This is a genomic window from Burkholderia sp. Bp9016 (assembly GCF_003857765.1).
In the GTDB taxonomy this organism is placed as follows: Bacteria; Pseudomonadota; Gammaproteobacteria; order Burkholderiales; family Burkholderiaceae; genus Burkholderia.
In genome coordinates, this window is the sequence record NZ_QTPY01000029.1 from 44,362 (window position 1) to 59,723 (window position 15,362).

A 15,362-nucleotide genomic window follows, 5' to 3' on the forward strand; every position below is an offset into this window, starting at 1 on the left:
TTCTTCAGACGCGCGCCGCGTCGTTAGCACCTTCAGCGGCCACTTCACGCACGTTCAGCGCCTGCGGCGGCAGCGGATCATGCGGGCGCGTCTCCAGCCAGAATCGGTACATCAGGTTCTTCGCGGTATCGAGGCGATACGCGCTCGTCGCACGCATGTCGGACAGCGGCTGGTAGTCGCGCTCGAGCGCCTGCATCGCGGCCTGCGCGGTGGCTTCGTGCCACTGCGCGCCGTCGAGCACCGCTTCCGCGTGGGTCGCGCGCTTCGGCGTCGCGGCCATCCCGCCGAACGCGATGCGCGGCTCGCGCACCAGGTCGCCGTCCGCGATGAACGCGAATGCCGCGCACACGGCCGAGATGTCGGAGTCGAACCGCTTCGACAGCTTGTAGGTGCGGAACTGCAGCTTCGCGCGCGCGCCGGTGCGGGTCGGCACCTTCACGCCTATGACGAATTCGTGCGGCGCCATGTCCTTTTGCTGATAGCCCGTGTAGAGCGCTTCGAGCGGCAGCTCGCGCACCGTGTCGCCGCCGCGCAGCACGACCCGCGCGCCGAGCGCGATCAGGCCGGGCATCGAGTCGCCGATCGGCGAGCCGTTCGCGACGTTGCCGCCGATCGTCCCCGCGTTGCGGATCGGCAGCGACGCGAAGCGCTTCCACATCTCGGTCAGCTCCGGATACGTGCCGGCAAGTGCCGCGTACGCCTTTTCGACCGTCACGCCCGCGCCGATCTCGATCCAGTCGTCGCCGTGCGCGACCTGCTGCAACTCGGCGATCTGGCCGACATAGATCAGGTCGTCGAGCCGGCGCATCTGCTTGGTGACCCACAGGCCGATGTCGGTGCTGCCGGCGAGGATCCGCGCATCGGGACGCTCGACCTTCAGCGCCGCCAGCGCATCGAGCGTGCGCGGTGCGGCGAATTGCGCGCCGTCGGCCGTGGTGTAGGCGAACGTGTCGTCGCGCTTGAGCAACGCGAGCGTGCGGGCGAGCGCGGCCGTGTCGACCGGCGCCGACGGCTGCGGCGCACCTTCGCCGCTCGCGTCGAACATGCGCACCGCCGCATCGACGATCGGCCGGTAACCGGTGCAGCGGCACAGGTTGCCGGTCAGCGCATCGGCGATCTCGGTGCGCGTCGGCACGTCCTTCGCCTTCGCGCACGCGCCGCCGCAGCCCTCGTGGCCATGCTTCTCGTACAGCGCCCACATCGACATCACGAAGCCGGGCGTGCAGAACCCGCATTGCGAGCCGTGGCAATCGACCATCGCCTGCTGCACCGGATGCAGCGAACCGTCCGGCTGGCGCAGGTCTTCCACCGTCAGCAGCGCACGGCCGTCGAGCGTCGGCAGGAACTGGATGCACGCGTTGACGGCCTTGAACGCGACCGTGCCCGAATCGGTCAGCTCGCCGACGACGACCGTGCACGCGCCGCAATCGCCTTCCGCGCAGCCTTCCTTGGTGCCGGTGCAGTGCGCGTCCTCGCGCAGATACTGCAGCACGGTGCGGGTGACGTCCGCGCCGCTGACTTCGCGGACCGCGTGACGATGGTAGAAGCGGATCGGCTCACTCATGTCTCTATCATTCTTCAAGTGGGGGCAAGGCGGCCTGCGCTTGGCGCTCGACCGACGTTTTTCTGACAGTTTGCACGCTATCACCATCAAATTCCGCAACCCATAGCCCATCACGCATGAGGCCCATATAACTGCCGCGATATGCGCGCCGGGACTGCCCGGCGCGCCCGCCGCGCGTTGCCCCGCGTGGTTTTCCCGTTGGTCCGCTCCGGTCCGCCATCGATCCGTCACCGATTAAAACGGGGCCTCATTAACTAAACGGTACATGCGCCAAAACCGGTTCCATGGGAAAATCCCGATTCCGTTTCTCGCCGCCTTCCGTTCCGTTTCGATCATCCGTTCCGACCCCATGTCAACCGATTCCGCCATACCGCCGCGCAGCGGGTTCGCCGTCACGCTGCAAATCGTGTCCGTCGTCTGCTTCACGTTCATCTGCTACCTGACCATCGGCCTGCCGCTCGCGGTGCTGCCGGGCTTCGTCCATGACGACCTCGGTTTTTCCGCGATCGTCGCGGGCGGCGCGATCAGCGTCCAGTATTTCGCGACGCTCGCGTCCCGGCCGCTCGCCGGACGCTTCGCCGATACGCTCGGCCCGAAGCAGACAGTGCTGCGCGGGCTGATCGGCTGCGGCGTGTCGGGCATGCTGCTGCTCGTCGCGCTGCTGCTGGCGCACTGGCCGGCCGGGAGTCTCGTGCTGCTGGTCGCGAGCCGGCTCGTGCTCGGCGTCGGCGAGAGCCTGTGCGGCACCGGTGCGATCCTGTGGGGCATCGGCCGGGTCGGCGTCGCGCACAACGCGAAAGTGATCTCATGGAACGGCATCGCCACCTATGGCGCGCTCGCACTCGGCGCGCCGGTCGGCGTCGCGATCGCGCATACGCTGAATCCGGCGCTGATCGGCGTGATCGTGATCGCGCTCGCCGCGATCGGCTTCTACCTCGCGCGCCTGATCGATGCCGTGCCGCTCGTGCACGGCGAACGGATGTCGTATGCGAGCGTGTTCACCCGCGTGCTGCCGCACGGCCTCGGCCTCGCGCTCGGCTCGGCGGGCTTCGGCTCGATCGCGACCTTCGTCACGCTGTACTACGCGGCGCGCCACTGGCCGAACGCCGCGCTGTCGCTGACCGTGTTCGGCACGCTGTTCATCGGCGCGCGGCTGCTGTTCGCGAACACGATCAAGACTTACGGCGGCTTCCGCGTCGCGATCGTGTCGTTCGCATTCGAATGCTCGGGCCTCGTGCTGCTGTGGCTCGCGCCCGTGCCGCACGTGGCGCTCGTCGGCGCCGCGCTGACTGGTTTCGGCTTCGCGCTGATCTTCCCGGCGCTCGGCGTCGAGGCCGTTGCGCTCGTGCCGCCGGCGAGCCGCGGCGCGGCGCTGTCCGCGTATTCGGTGTTCCTCGACCTGTCGCTCGGCATCACGGGCCCGCTCGCCGGCTATGTCGCCGGCGCGTTCGGCTATCCGCAGGTGTTCCTGTTCGCGGCCGTGGCCGCGGCGGCCGGCGTGGGGCTGTCGATGGTGCTGTACCAGCGGCAGGCGCGGGTCGAGGGGAGCGGTGCGGCGGCATAAGGACAGAAAAGGGTAACGATCGGCGAACGCTGTGCTGAATGCGTTCGCGAACCATCGCCCGCGAGCCAATGACACCCGCTATTTGCGGGCGTCATTGGCCTCACTGGATCGCCCGGCTTCGGGGCGTTACACGAGGGTCGTCACAAAGCTTTTGACATCCGCCCGGGCACAGGGGAACTAGTTCGGTATCAATCTGATACAGGTCTAGCGTTCCGTCGCTCTTTCGCACCATCTCATCGGTGAATGTCTTCTTTTCGACGATGATGTTTTCGCTCTTGATTCCCAGTTGTTTTAGGTATGCGACCGCATCCGTGGCGCGCTCATCTTTGAGCTGTTCGCCGCTCCGTTCTTTCGTATAAGCGCCGGGTATTACGACGGCTTGAACTTCGACGCCTGGCCATTTTTTTGCCTCGATTACTGCGTCGGCAATTCTTAGCCTGTCGGCATTGGAAACGTCAATGCCGTTTAGCGGCAATGAAATTCGGACTGGCTCCCCTATGGTGCATGCGTATGCAGGCGCGATGCCAACGTATGCGAATAATGCGAGCATCGCTGATGCGCTCCGGATGGCATCTTTGATGTGGGTCTTCATTTCATGACCGTCCTGTCGAAGGTAGCAATGTATCCCGTAATGCTATCCGCGTTTCGGATCGCGCTATCAGGGTTGCTCATTGCGAAAATTCTCAACCCGGATTCCGTATCGGAATACGCAATGTCATCTGAATCGAACGTGTCGATATAGTGGGCGCATTCGTGAATGAGTGTCTTGACCTTCGCTGCCGGCCACAAGTCGCCGTTTGAAATCGTACAGAACTTCGAATAGATGGCAATGATTCGTTTTTCGGAATCCGGCTTGCATACTCCAGCCGTATTGCTGCCACTGTCGGGTATCACACCGCAGGTGAGTTGCGTGTTCATGGTGTCGTCCCATCGAACAATTTTCTCCGGAACAAGCTCTTGCATCGCGTTGAGCAGCTTCGGAAGCCCGATCGCCAGGATTGCCCGGATGTCGTTGTCGGCACGGCCCGAAGTAGAGACGGGCACGCGCCTGTTCCGCTACGTTCCACGTAGTCACGCCCGCGATACGCTGTTGTATCAACGAAGTCGCCGCATCGCGGGCCTTCATGACTAATTCTCCGAACGCCTTGTTGGCCATGTTCGTGCATATGGGTGTCGTGTTGATGGACACATAGACCATCGACCCCGGATTGGTATTGGTGACGGCCCTCGAATGGACGAGGACCTATTCTTCGTTTTCCTGAACTTCGAAGTTGTATTTATTTCCCGAAAAACCGTTCATTGCGTCAGCGCCCCTTCGTATAGATTTTCAAAGATGCCGATGCGTCGGTGACGATTCGATAGCGAACGTTGACGAGCGGGCGGTGCGCATCATCGAGCAAGGTGAATTGCTCGTCATGTACGGCATCCGATGAGGCAAACGGCAGATGGGCTGGACCAGGTTTGCGCCCATTCAGCGTCGCAATCTCTCCTGCAGTAAAAATCATCCGCATGCCGCGCTCAGCGTAAAAGATCGGCGGCGGGTTGCATCCGCAGACATTGATATCCCCGCTTAATGCCCACTGTTTGCCGTTCGGGCCGGTACCGGGCCAGCGCGGCCCTTGCGGTGCGATGTACCCTTCACGCTTGCAGGCCGTACAGTAGGTCTTCATATCGAGCGTGGCGATCTGAACCCTCGGCGGCGGATTGGAACAGGTCACGGTGTCGAGGCCTTCGACAATCACCGCTTCCCCGGCGCTGCCGCCTTTGGCAAGAAAGTAGCGGATCATGGGCGCTACCTCAGTGGGGCATGGACGAGCGGGTGACGACGCTAAATACAACGGACGACGCTACGCCTTGTCGCTCGGGGCTATCGGTGATCGTGTCGCCGTTGCTCAACCGGCTGCCCACCAATGCCAATGGCTTGCCTCCGCTATGGTTGTTTCCCGCGCCGTCGATAATCGCGGCCTCGCTGCCGTCGTCATAGGTCACTACATCGCCGACGCAGGCGACTTCCAATCCAGCCAAGGTCAGGCCGCTGGTTGCGGTGGTGACGCGTCCACCGCGTTCCGTGAGCGCGCCAACGGTGGCGAAAAGATGGGTCGGTGCTTGGAGTTCGTTTTTCATCCGGCTTCCCTGTCTCAGTAAATGGAATGGCTGCCTGGAGACGCTATTCCAGATAAGAAACGTCGATCAATCGGACGAATATGATTCGGCACCTATAACAGATGTGAATTGCTCTGTTTTACTGTTTGAATCAACCTAGCGCGGGATTACGCCGGTGGATCGGTGCGATAGCTTGATTTCTTCGGCGTCGCTTTCCATCCAGCAGCCGACTTATTCATCCCGCCCGGGTGCGCTTGCCGGTGATTCGGTCTCAAGTCGAAAACCAATCATTCACACGTGAGCGAACACCTGCCCCATCGGGGTGTCGTCCTCCGGATAGAACGTCGGGTAACCGCGCTCTTGCGAGTCGTGGTACCTGGCCCCCGATCACGCCGCCCGCAAAAACAACCGCCGCGTGAGATCGAACGCAACGAGATTGCCGGCCAGCACGAGCAGCAGCCCGACCACCGCGAGCGGCGACCACTGGTAGCCCTCGAACACCGTCGACACCGCCAGCGCGACGATCGGGAACAGCACCGTGCAATACGCGGCGCGCTCCGGCCCGATCCGGCCGACGAGCGTCAGGTACGCGGTGAAACCGATCACCGAACCCGGCACCGCGAGATACACGAGCGCGCCGAGATAGCGCGGGCTCGGGTCGATCATGAACGGCATCCCGGCCACCGCGCTGCCGACCGTCAGGATCGCCGCGCCGATCAGCATCGCCCAGCCGTTGGTCGCGAGCGGGTGCAGCCCCATCGACTGCATCCGGCTCGACAGCAGGTTGCCGACCGAGAAGCACATCGTGCCCGCGAATGCGATCGCGAGACCGATCCAGGTCGCGTGATCGTCGAGGTGGCCGGCCATCTGCTGCCAGAACAGGCACGCGATGCCGGTCAGCCCGAGCAATGCGCCGGCGATCGCGGACGGTCGCAGCGGGCGGCCCATGAACAGCCGGCCGTTGATCGAATTGAGCAGCGGCGCGGTAGAGAAGATCACCGCAACCAGCCCGCTCGGCACGACCTGCTCCGCGTAGTAGAAGCACAGGAAGTTCAGGCAGAACAACGCGAAGCCCTGCGCGACGAGGTAGCGCCACGCTTCGCGCGGCGGGCGGACCGGCCGGCGCATCACGCGCAGCAGCGCGAACAGCACGGCGGCCGCAAGCCAGAAGCGCCAAGCGATCGAGACGGGCGGCGGCACGGCGCCCAGCTGCCACTTGATCGCGATCCAGGTGGTGCCCCAGATCAGCACGGTGACGAAATAAAGCGACAGGTTCATGGCGGCGATGAAGCGAAATCGAGTGAAACGGACGCCGACTATGCGGCCGCACCGCCCGCGCGAATTGTCCGGAATTGCGGTCTTTTTCGGCCCGCCGCACGGCGCGTCGCGCACGCGCTTATACTCGGCGCATCATGAGTTCGCCCCTGCACGCCCCACCCGTCGATCCCGCCGCCGCCCTGGCCGGCGGTGCCATGCCGTTCGGCCTGCAGTCGGTATGCCGGACGCTCGCCGAGGCGAACGCGACGCTCGAGCGCTTCACGTGGCTCGGCGACCATCTCGCGATCGCCGAATGGACGCGTATCACCGACGAAAGCGAGACGATCTACGACCAGCCCGGCCATCACACGCTGTCGTGCTATCTCGACGGCGGCTACCGGACGGAACGCCAGCGCGTGCAGCGTTATGGCGCGCCGAGCCTGCTGTGCGCGCTGCCGGGCGACCATGAATCGCGCTGGTGGGTGCGCGGCGAGATGCACTTTATCCACCTGTACTTCCTGCCCGAGCACTTCACGCAGCGCGCGATCCGCGAGCTCGATCGCGAGCCGCGCGAGTTGAAGCTCGCCGATCGCACCTATTTCGAGGATGCGCGCGTAGCGGCGCAGTTCCGCTCGCTCGCGCTGGAACGCTGGGACGATGCCGACGGCCGGCTGCGCGTCAACGAAGCCGCCCACGACGTGCTGAGCCTGCTGCTGCGCGGCCAGAGCACGATGCGCACCGACATGCCGTTCCGCGGCGGGCTCGCGCCGGCCGTGCGACGCCGCGTGCGCGACTATATCGACAGCTACCTGTCTCAGCCGCTGACGCTCGGCGAGCTGGCGAACGTCGCCGCGCTGTCCGAATACCATTTCTCGCGAATGTTCCGGCTGTCGTTCGGCCGCGCACCGCATGCATGGGTCGCCGAGCAGCGGCTCGCGCGGGCGCGCCTGCTGCTGCGCACGACGTCGCTGCCGCTCGCGCAGATCTCGGCCGAATGCGGCTACGCGAATGCCGGCCACTTCAGCCATCGCTTTCGCGACGCGCACGGCACGACGCCGAACGCGTATCGGCGCGCCATGCAGGGCGGCTGAGCGCCGCACGCCGGCTCAACGGCCGGTTGCGCGCAGCGCACCCGGCACGCCCTTCTTCCCGCTTACGTACCGCGCCGCGACAGCTCCTGCTCGAGCGCGGCCACGCCGGCCGGCAGGTCGACCGGCACCTTCAGGTCGACCATCGTGCGGCCGAACGCATGCAGCGTACGGAACAGGTTGTGTTCGCGACACTGCTCGCCCATCTGGCCAATCCGCACGATCGGCAGACCGAACGAGCCCGAGATCTCGACCTGGTACTGCTTCGAGATATGGCCGCAGACCATCCCGGGCGTCAGCCCTTCCGGCGTCTCGATCCCGACCACCGAATTGAGCCGGCAGTCCTTCGGCGCATAGAGCGTGAGCCCCATCGCCTCGACACCCGACTGCAGCGCGAGCGAGCAGCGCAGATGGCGCGCGAAGCGGCTTTCGAGCGTCTCCGCGCAGACGAGCCGCAGCGCCTCGTGCAGCGCGAGCACGCCCGACACCGGCGCCGTGTAGTGATAGCCCGCGTTGTGCCAGAAGTTCTCCGCGAGCGCCATGTCGAGGCACCAGTGCGCGTTCGGCTCCGGACGATGCTTCATCCGCTCCCACGCGGCATCCGAAAACGCGATCAGCGACACGCCCGGGATCGACGACAGCCCCTTCTGACCGCCCGTGATCACCGCGTCGATGCCCCACGCGTCCATCTCGAGCGGCATCGTCGACAGCGTGCACACCGCATCGACGACGACCAGCGCGCCGGCTGCCTTCGCGAGCGCCGCGATGTCGCGCAAGTCGCGGTTCCATACGGTGTTCGACGTCTCGCCCTGCACGATCGTGACGATCTCGGGCCGCTCGCGCGCGATCGCGTCGGCGATCTCGTCGAGGCTCGCGACCGAGCGGTCGGCCACTTCGAGCGTCGCGACGTCGGCGCCGACGCGCGTGGCCATTTCGGCCATCCGCGCGCTGAAGAAGCCGTTGCGGATCGACAGCACGCGCGTGCCGCGCCACGCGAGGTTCGAAATCGCCATTTCCATCGCGGCGGAACCGGGGCCGGCGACGCCGAGCACCCACTTCGTGCGGGTCTGGAACACGTAGCGCGCCATCTCCTTCACCTGCTCGATGATCTTCGCCATCGTCGCGCCGAGGTGGTTGATCACGATCGTGTTCGCCTTCGCGACGGCGGCCGGGATCGGGACCGGGCCGGCGCCCATCATCAGCAGCGGTTCTTCGGGCAGGATCGCGTCGAGCGGCACGACGACGGGACAGGGAATCGGCGAGTAATCGATGGACATGGCTGGCAAAAATGGAAGGAGGAAAACGCTGGGACGTCGCCCGCCGCACGGCACGGCGAACTGATCGATCATTCCGCGTTCCGCGGCTGCGCGCAAGAGGCACGCACAGCCGGACAGCGTGACGCTGGCCCGGTCGACGGACCGGGCCAGCGTCCGCGCACACGCCGCGCAATTGCATTTCTCATTGACGGGGAATCGCGCTCCGCATGCGAATCGGTTCCATCTTCGGTTCGATTCGCGCGATTTACTCCGGCAATATTGTGACAACTCCCCGATGCCGGCCGTTGGGCTCTGCGCATCTACCCACTAAAATATCCGGCATCACGATAAAAATCGCGCGGCGGCAATCGGTCCGCGAAAACCGGGGGCGCTAAAAAACATCCATTATCACGGCATCTATTGGCGACCGATTTCACCCATTACCGTAAGCGGCCGCACGAAATTACACCCAACATACTGTTTTTAATAAAAAATCTCCATCCAGACCGTGCCCACCTTCAATACATCCCCAGCTCCCTTCATTGAGCCCGATCGGCCCCACATCGTTTAACCGATACCTGCGAATCCGATTTTCCGCAACCCGCCCCTTTTCTCAGGTTGACGGATATCGCTTCCGTCATGAACAATCATCTGTGGAATCAAAAATCGATTTTTCGATACGAACGAGAACCGGGGTCGCGCGACGGTTTTCCAGGGAGTGCGACGAAAAATCACAACCATAAATCAATCAACCGGGCCAGAAATACGCGAGCCATGAACCAGATTCAGACCATGCGTGTGTTCGTCTGCGTCGCCGAGCAGCAGAGCTTCCGGCGCGCGGCGCACCATCTAGGCGTGTCCAATGCGCTTGTCACGCGTTCGATCGCGATGCTCGAGTCGCACCTGAATACGCGGTTGATCCACCGCACCACGCGCAACCTGTCGCTGACCGAGGCGGGGCTGCGCTACCTCGACGGCTGCCGTGCGCTGCTCGAGGAATTCGACCACCTCGAGGCGTCGGTCGCGCATGCGGTGCGCGAGCCGGCCGGCACGCTGCGCGTCGTCGCGTCGGGCCTGCTGTCGCCGCTGGCCCTCACGCCGCTCGTCAGCAGCTTCCGCCACCGCTACCCCGAACTGCGCGTGCAGCTCACCGTCGCCGAAGGGCCGCTCGACGTGCTCGATTCGGGCTACGACGTCGGTATCGTCACCGGCAACCGGCTCGACGGCAACCCGACGCTGATCGGTCATGCGCTCACGCCGAACCCGTTCGTCGCATGCGCGGCGCCCGCCTATCTCGAACGCCGCGGCGAGCCCCGCATCCCCGACGACCTGCCCGGCCACGACTGGGTCGCGCTCGCCCCGCATCAGCATGCGCCCGCGTGGCGGCTCGTCGGCCATGACGGCGTCACGCATTCGGTCACGCTGCGCCCGACCTGCACGGTCAATCAGCTCGCGCTCGTGCAAGCGGCGGCCGCGGCCGGCTCGGGCATCGCGGTGCTGCCCGAATCATGCGTTGCCGACGCACTGGCGAGCGGCGCGCTCGTGCGGCTGCTGCCCGGCTACCGGATCGACGACCCGGACGCGCAACTGTCGCTCGTGTATCCCAATCGCCAATATGTGCCGGCTCGCACGCGCAGCTTCGTCGAACACGCGCTCGAGCATTTCGGCGTGCAGGCGGCCGGCGAGCGGACGAGCTACGACTTCCTGCGCTCGCCGCGCGGCCCCGATCGTGCCGATATCGTCACGGGCCTGCAGTAAACTGCCCCCGACAGCCATCGGAGGTGCAGCATGCGCGTGATCCTGTTCAGCAGCCGGCAGTACGACGACGATTCGTTTACCGCCGCCAACCGGCAGTTCGGCTATCGGCTGCACTTCCAGCCCTCACACCTCGACGCGGAAACCGCGATCCTCGCGCATGGCTATGACGTCGTCTGCCCGTTCGTCAACGACACCGTCGACGCAGCCGTGCTCGAACGGCTCGCCGACGGCGGCACGCGCCTGATCGCGCTGCGCTCGGCCGGCTTCAACCACGTCGACCTGGCGGCCGCCGAGCGGCTCGGCATCGCGGTCGTGCGCGTGCCCGCGTATTCGCCGCATGCGGTCGCCGAACATGCGGTCGCGCTGATCCTCGCGCTCAATCGCCGGCTGCCGCGCGCGGTGGCACGCACCCGCGAAGGCGACTTCTCGCTGAACGGCCTGCTTGGCTTCGACCTGCACGGCAAGACCGTCGGCGTGATCGGCACCGGTCTGATCGGCCGCGTGTTCGCGAAGATCATGATGGGCTTCGGGATGCACGTGCTCGCGCACTCGATGCCGCCGCACGACGAAGAACTGATCGCATTCGGCGCGCGCTATGTCGAGCTCGACGATCTGCTGCGCCATGCCGACATCGTCAGCCTGCACTGCCCGCTGCTGCCATCGACGCACCATCTGATCAACGCGCAGACGCTCGCGCGGATGAAGCACGGCGCGATGCTGATCAATACGGGGCGCGGCGGCCTCGTCGACGCGCACGCGCTGATCGATGCGCTCAAGAACGGCCAGCTCGGCCATCTCGGGCTCGACGTGTACGAGGAGGAAAGCGGCCTTTTCTTCGAGGATCATTCCGACCTGCCGCTGCAGGACGACGTGCTCGCGCGCCTGCTGACGTTCCCGAACGTGATCGTCACGTCGCACCAGGCGTTCTTCACGCGCGAGGCGCTCGCCGAAATCGCGCACACGACGCTGCTGAACATCGAAGCGTGGCACGCGGGCGCGCCGACCAACGTCGTCACGCCGGGCCGCTGACTCGCCCCGTTCGGCATACGCGATCCGTCAACGATCCGTTATTTTGTTTCGACTGAAGTAACGCCGTGCGCGCCGCGTCTGCTATCGTTGCGCGGATTTCTCCCTGCTTGCGCCGCCCATGCGTTTCGACGACTCCGCCATTGCCGCGGTCTACCGTGCCATCTTCGAACGGCGCGACATGCGCCACTTCACGCGGGCGCCGGTCGATCCGGCCACGCTCGCGCGGCTGCTGCGCGCCGCGCACCACGCGCCGAGCGTCGGCTTCATGCAGCCGTGGCGCTTCATCCGCATCACCGATCCCGCATTGCGCACCGCGATCCACGCGCTGGTCGAGGCCGAGCGCCGCGCGACCGCCGACGCGCTCGGCGAACGGCAGGACGAATTCATGCGGCTGAAGGTCGAAGGCGTGCGCGAATGCGGCGAGTTGCTGGTCGTCGCGCTGACCGACGACCGCGAGCGCCACGTGTTCGGCCGCCGCACGATGCCGGAGATGGATCTCGCGTCCGCCGCGTGCGCGATCCAGAACATGTGGCTCGCCGCGCGCGCCGAAGGGCTCGGGATGGGCTGGGTGTCGCTGTTCGACGTCGATGCGCTGCGCACGCTGCTCGGCATGCCGGCCGGCGCGAAGCCGATCGCCGTGCTGTGCATCGGCCATGTCGACGCGTTCTACGCGAAGCCGATGCTCGAGGCGGAACGCTGGGCCGCGCGGATGCCGATCGAAGCGTGCCTGTTCGAAAACGGCTGGGACGCGCCGGCGGCTTCCGCCCCCACCTCCGCCGATTGCACGCCCACCGTGTCCTCGGTCGTAGCCGGATCGTCATCGTCGCCCGAGATCGCCGCAGCAGACGAAGCCCCCGCCGCCGCACCGAACTCGGCACTCCCCGACCGCTGACCGAGCGAACCGTTTGCAGCACGATCAAGCCCGATTCGCCGGTTTTGTTCCGACCCGACATACCCGACCGATACCTGCCTGAACCCGGCGAAATCCCACACTGTGGCGCACCGCAGCCGCCTTGCCGTCGCACGCCGACAACATCCGTTTTGGCCCCAAACATAGGGGTTTTCACTGAAGTAGAATCGCGGCTGATGTCCTCCGCCCGCCCGTCTCGCGCATCCTGCGCCGGTCCCGGCAGCGGCTCGTTCCGTAACCTGCCACCGCGATGCCTTTACCTCTTTTCGCCCTTGCCGTCGCCGCTTTTGGAATCGGTACCACCGAGTTCGTGATCATGGGGCTGCTGCCCAACGTCGCCCGCGACCTCGGCGTGTCGATTCCGGCCGCCGGGATGCTCGTGTCGGGCTACGCGCTCGGCGTGACGATCGGCGCACCGATCCTCGCGATCGTCACCGCGAAGATGCCGCGCAAGCGTGCGCTGATGGGACTGATCGGCCTGTTCATCGCGGGCAACCTGTTCTGCGCGATCGCGCCCGGCTATGCGGTGCTGATGGCCGCGCGCGTCGTCACCGCGTTCTGCCACGGCGCGTTCTTCGGGATCGGCTCGGTGGTCGCCAGCAACCTCGTCGCGCCGAACCGACGCGCGCAGGCGATCGCGCTGATGTTCACCGGCCTCACGCTCGCGAACGTGCTCGGCGTGCCGCTCGGCACCGCGCTCGGTCAGGCGTACGGCTGGCGCGCGACGTTCTGGGCCGTCACCGGCATCGGCATTGCCGCGGCGGCCGCGCTCGCGGTCTGCCTGCCGAAGAACCTCGCGATGCCCGACACCAGCATCACGCGCGAATTCAGCGTGCTCAGGCATCCGCAGGTGCTGATGGTGCTCGGCATCAGCGTGCTCGCGTCCGCGAGCCTGTTCAGCGTGTTCACCTACATCACGCCGATCCTCGAGGACGTGACCGGCTTCTCGCCGCACCAGGTCACCTACGTGCTGCTGCTGTTCGGCCTCGGCCTGACCGTCGGCGGCACGCTCGGCGGCAAGCTCGCCGACTGGCGCCGGATGCCGTCGCTGATCGCGACGCTCACGCTGATCGGCGTCGTCCTCGCGCTGTTCGCCGGCACGATGCACATGCCGTTCGCAACGCTCGCGACGATCTTCGTATGGGGCATCCTCGCGTTCGCGATCGTGCCGCCGCTGCAGATCATGATCGTGGATCGCGCGAGCGATGCGCCGAACCTCGCGTCGACGCTGAACCAGGGCGCGTTCAACCTCGGCAACGCGACGGGCGCGTGGCTCGGCGGGATGGCGATCGGCTCCGGCGTGTCGCTCGTGAACCTGCCGTGGGTCGGCACCGCGATGGCCGTCGCCGCGCTCGCGCTCACGCTGTGGTCGGCCTCGCTCGAACGCCGCCCGGTGGCCGCGCCGACCGAATACATCTGATGCGCCGCGCCCCGCTCGCGCGCCGCGGCGTTCGTTGCGCGCGCAACCCCATTCGATCCTGATGGCCTTCATGGACCTTTCAGGGCCCGCGGTGTAGCATCGCGCCCGATGAAAGCCATTCTCAATCGTGATTTCCTCGCGCTGATCCTGAGCGTCGCGGTAGTCGGTCTCGGTACCGGTGCCACGCTGCCGCTCACCGCGCTCGCGCTGACCGAAGCCGGCCACGGCACCAACGTCGTCGGCATGCTGACCGCAGCGCAGGCGCTCGGCGGCCTCGCGATCGTCCCGTTCGTCACCGCGCTCGCGCGGCGCATCGGCGCGCGTCGTGCGATCGTCGTGTCGGTCGTGCTGCTCGCCGCCGCCACCGCGCTGATGCAGTTCACGTCGAACCTGATTCTGTGGGGCGTGCTGCGCGTGCTATGCGGCGCCGCGCTGATGCTGCTGTTTACGATCGGCGAGGCGTGGGTCAACCAGCTCGCCGACGATTCGACGCGCGGCCGCGTGGTCGCGATCTACGCGACCAATTTCACGCTGTTCCAGATGGCGGGCCCCGTGCTCGTCAGCCAGATCGCCGGCGCGACCAGCATCCGCTTTGCGCTCTGCGGCGCGCTGTTCCTGCTCGCACTACCGACGCTCGCGACGATCCGGCGCGCGCCGCTCGCCGGCGACGATGCGCATCACGAAACGCACGACAGCTGGCTCGCCGTGCTGCCGCGCATGCCTGCGCTGATCATCGGCACCGGCTTCTTCGCGCTGTTCGATACGCTCGCGCTGTCGCTGCTGCCGCTCTACGCGATGGATCACGGCGTCGCGAGTGCGACCGCCGTGCTGCTCGCATCGATCATGCTGTTCGGCGATACCGCGATGCAATTCCCGATCGGCTGGCTCGCGGACAAGCTCGGGCGCGAACGCGTACATCTCGGCGCCGGCTGGATCGTGCTCGCGGGGCTGCCGCTGCTGCCGCTGGTGATCGCGAATCCGTGGCTATGCTGGCCCCTGCTGTTCGTGCTCGGCGCGGCCGCCGGCAGCATCTATACGCTGTCGCTCGTCGCGTGCGGCGAACGCTTCCGCGGCTCGGCGCTCGTCACCGCGAGCTCGCTCGTATCGGCGTCGTGGAGCGCCGCGAGCTTCGGCGGCCCGCTGGTTGCGGGCGCATTGATGGAGCAACTGGGCAGCAACGCGTTGATCGGCGTGCTGGTCGTGTGCGTCGCCGCGTTCGTCGCGGCCGCGCTGTGGGAACGCCGCACCGCGCTGCAGCGCGCGATCTGACGCCGGCGTAGTTCAGCGCGCGACTGTCGGCGTATCGACACGCAGGCGTATCGACGTGTCGGTACCGCCGCCCGCCTGCCAAACGAAAACGGCCCGCGCAATGCGGGCCGCCCTGCTCCGGCGAATCACGCGCGACGTATCGCG

General features: G+C 66.1%; 14 protein-coding genes. 7 read left to right on the top strand and 7 right to left on the bottom strand.

The features are described from left to right. Positions 1-4: 4 nt before the first annotated feature. Complete coding sequence (gene xdhA, locus DIE13_RS27630; protein ID WP_124830237.1) at positions 5-1,564, bottom strand: xanthine dehydrogenase small subunit; 1,560 nt, start codon at positions 1,562-1,564, stop codon at positions 5-7. A 349-nt stretch (positions 1,565-1,913) separates the two neighbouring features. Here xdhA and DIE13_RS27635 point away from each other — a divergent pair, with 349 nt between their 5' ends. Beyond that, a complete protein-coding gene (locus DIE13_RS27635; protein WP_124830238.1) occupies positions 1,914-3,128 on the top strand; it encodes an MFS transporter in 1,215 nt (404 codons plus the stop codon). A 100-nt stretch (positions 3,129-3,228) separates the two neighbouring features. On the opposite strand, the gene DIE13_RS27640 is transcribed toward DIE13_RS27635, so the two are convergent. From DIE13_RS27640 to DIE13_RS27660, 5 genes are all read right to left on the bottom strand, one after another. Next, the gene (locus DIE13_RS27640) at positions 3,229-3,720 is read right to left on the bottom strand and encodes a hypothetical protein (RefSeq protein WP_124830239.1); all 492 of its coding nucleotides are present in this window, start codon (positions 3,718-3,720) and stop codon (positions 3,229-3,231) included. Then, positions 3,717-4,172: a M35 family metallo-endopeptidase gene (locus DIE13_RS33570; protein ID WP_233409947.1), complete on the bottom strand. Its 456-nt coding sequence runs from the start codon at positions 4,170-4,172 to the stop codon at positions 3,717-3,719. Before DIE13_RS33570 ends, DIE13_RS27640 begins: the two co-directional genes overlap by 4 nt. A gap of 260 nt (positions 4,173-4,432) precedes the next feature. Beyond that, entirely contained in the window at positions 4,433-4,915 is a 483-nt protein-coding gene (locus DIE13_RS27650) for a hypothetical protein (RefSeq protein ID WP_233409946.1), read from the bottom strand. A 10-nt stretch (positions 4,916-4,925) separates the two neighbouring features. Beyond that, positions 4,926-5,252 (bottom strand): PAAR domain-containing protein, encoded by a 327-nt coding sequence (locus DIE13_RS27655; protein ID WP_124830240.1) that lies wholly within the window; start codon positions 5,250-5,252, stop codon positions 4,926-4,928. Positions 5,253-5,618: 366 nt separating this feature from the next. Next, entirely contained in the window at positions 5,619-6,509 is an 891-nt protein-coding gene (locus tag DIE13_RS27660) for a DMT family transporter (protein ID WP_124830241.1), read from the bottom strand. Between the two features lie 134 nt (positions 6,510-6,643). Between DIE13_RS27660 and DIE13_RS27665 the strand changes: the two genes are divergently transcribed. Then, entirely contained in the window at positions 6,644-7,579 is a 936-nt protein-coding gene (locus DIE13_RS27665) for a helix-turn-helix domain-containing protein (RefSeq protein ID WP_124830242.1), read from the top strand. Between the two features lie 62 nt (positions 7,580-7,641). Here DIE13_RS27665 and DIE13_RS27670 read toward each other — a convergent pair whose 3' ends face one another. Further along, positions 7,642-8,853 carry an alanine--glyoxylate aminotransferase family protein gene (locus DIE13_RS27670; protein WP_124830243.1) on the bottom strand — a complete coding sequence of 404 codons (1,212 nt, stop codon included), beginning with the start codon at positions 8,851-8,853 and terminating at the stop codon, positions 7,642-7,644. A gap of 753 nt (positions 8,854-9,606) precedes the next feature. Between DIE13_RS27670 and DIE13_RS27675 the strand changes: the two genes are divergently transcribed. From DIE13_RS27675 to DIE13_RS27695, 5 genes are all read left to right on the top strand, one after another. Further along, positions 9,607-10,590 carry a LysR family transcriptional regulator gene (locus tag DIE13_RS27675; RefSeq protein ID WP_124830244.1) on the top strand — a complete coding sequence of 328 codons (984 nt, stop codon included), beginning with the start codon at positions 9,607-9,609 and terminating at the stop codon, positions 10,588-10,590. Between the two features lie 30 nt (positions 10,591-10,620). Then, a complete protein-coding gene (locus DIE13_RS27680) occupies positions 10,621-11,619 on the top strand; it encodes a 2-hydroxyacid dehydrogenase (protein ID WP_124830245.1) in 999 nt (332 codons plus the stop codon). Positions 11,620-11,737: 118 nt separating this feature from the next. Continuing rightward, positions 11,738-12,511 (top strand): 5,6-dimethylbenzimidazole synthase, encoded by a 774-nt coding sequence (bluB, locus tag DIE13_RS27685; RefSeq protein ID WP_124830246.1) that lies wholly within the window; start codon positions 11,738-11,740, stop codon positions 12,509-12,511. Positions 12,512-12,779: 268 nt separating this feature from the next. Continuing rightward, positions 12,780-13,949 (top strand): MFS transporter, encoded by a 1,170-nt coding sequence (locus tag DIE13_RS27690; protein WP_124830247.1) that lies wholly within the window; start codon positions 12,780-12,782, stop codon positions 13,947-13,949. Positions 13,950-14,057: 108 nt separating this feature from the next. Continuing rightward, complete coding sequence (locus tag DIE13_RS27695; RefSeq protein ID WP_124830248.1) at positions 14,058-15,218, top strand: MFS transporter; 1,161 nt, start codon at positions 14,058-14,060, stop codon at positions 15,216-15,218. The last annotated feature ends 144 nt before the right edge of the window (positions 15,219-15,362 follow it).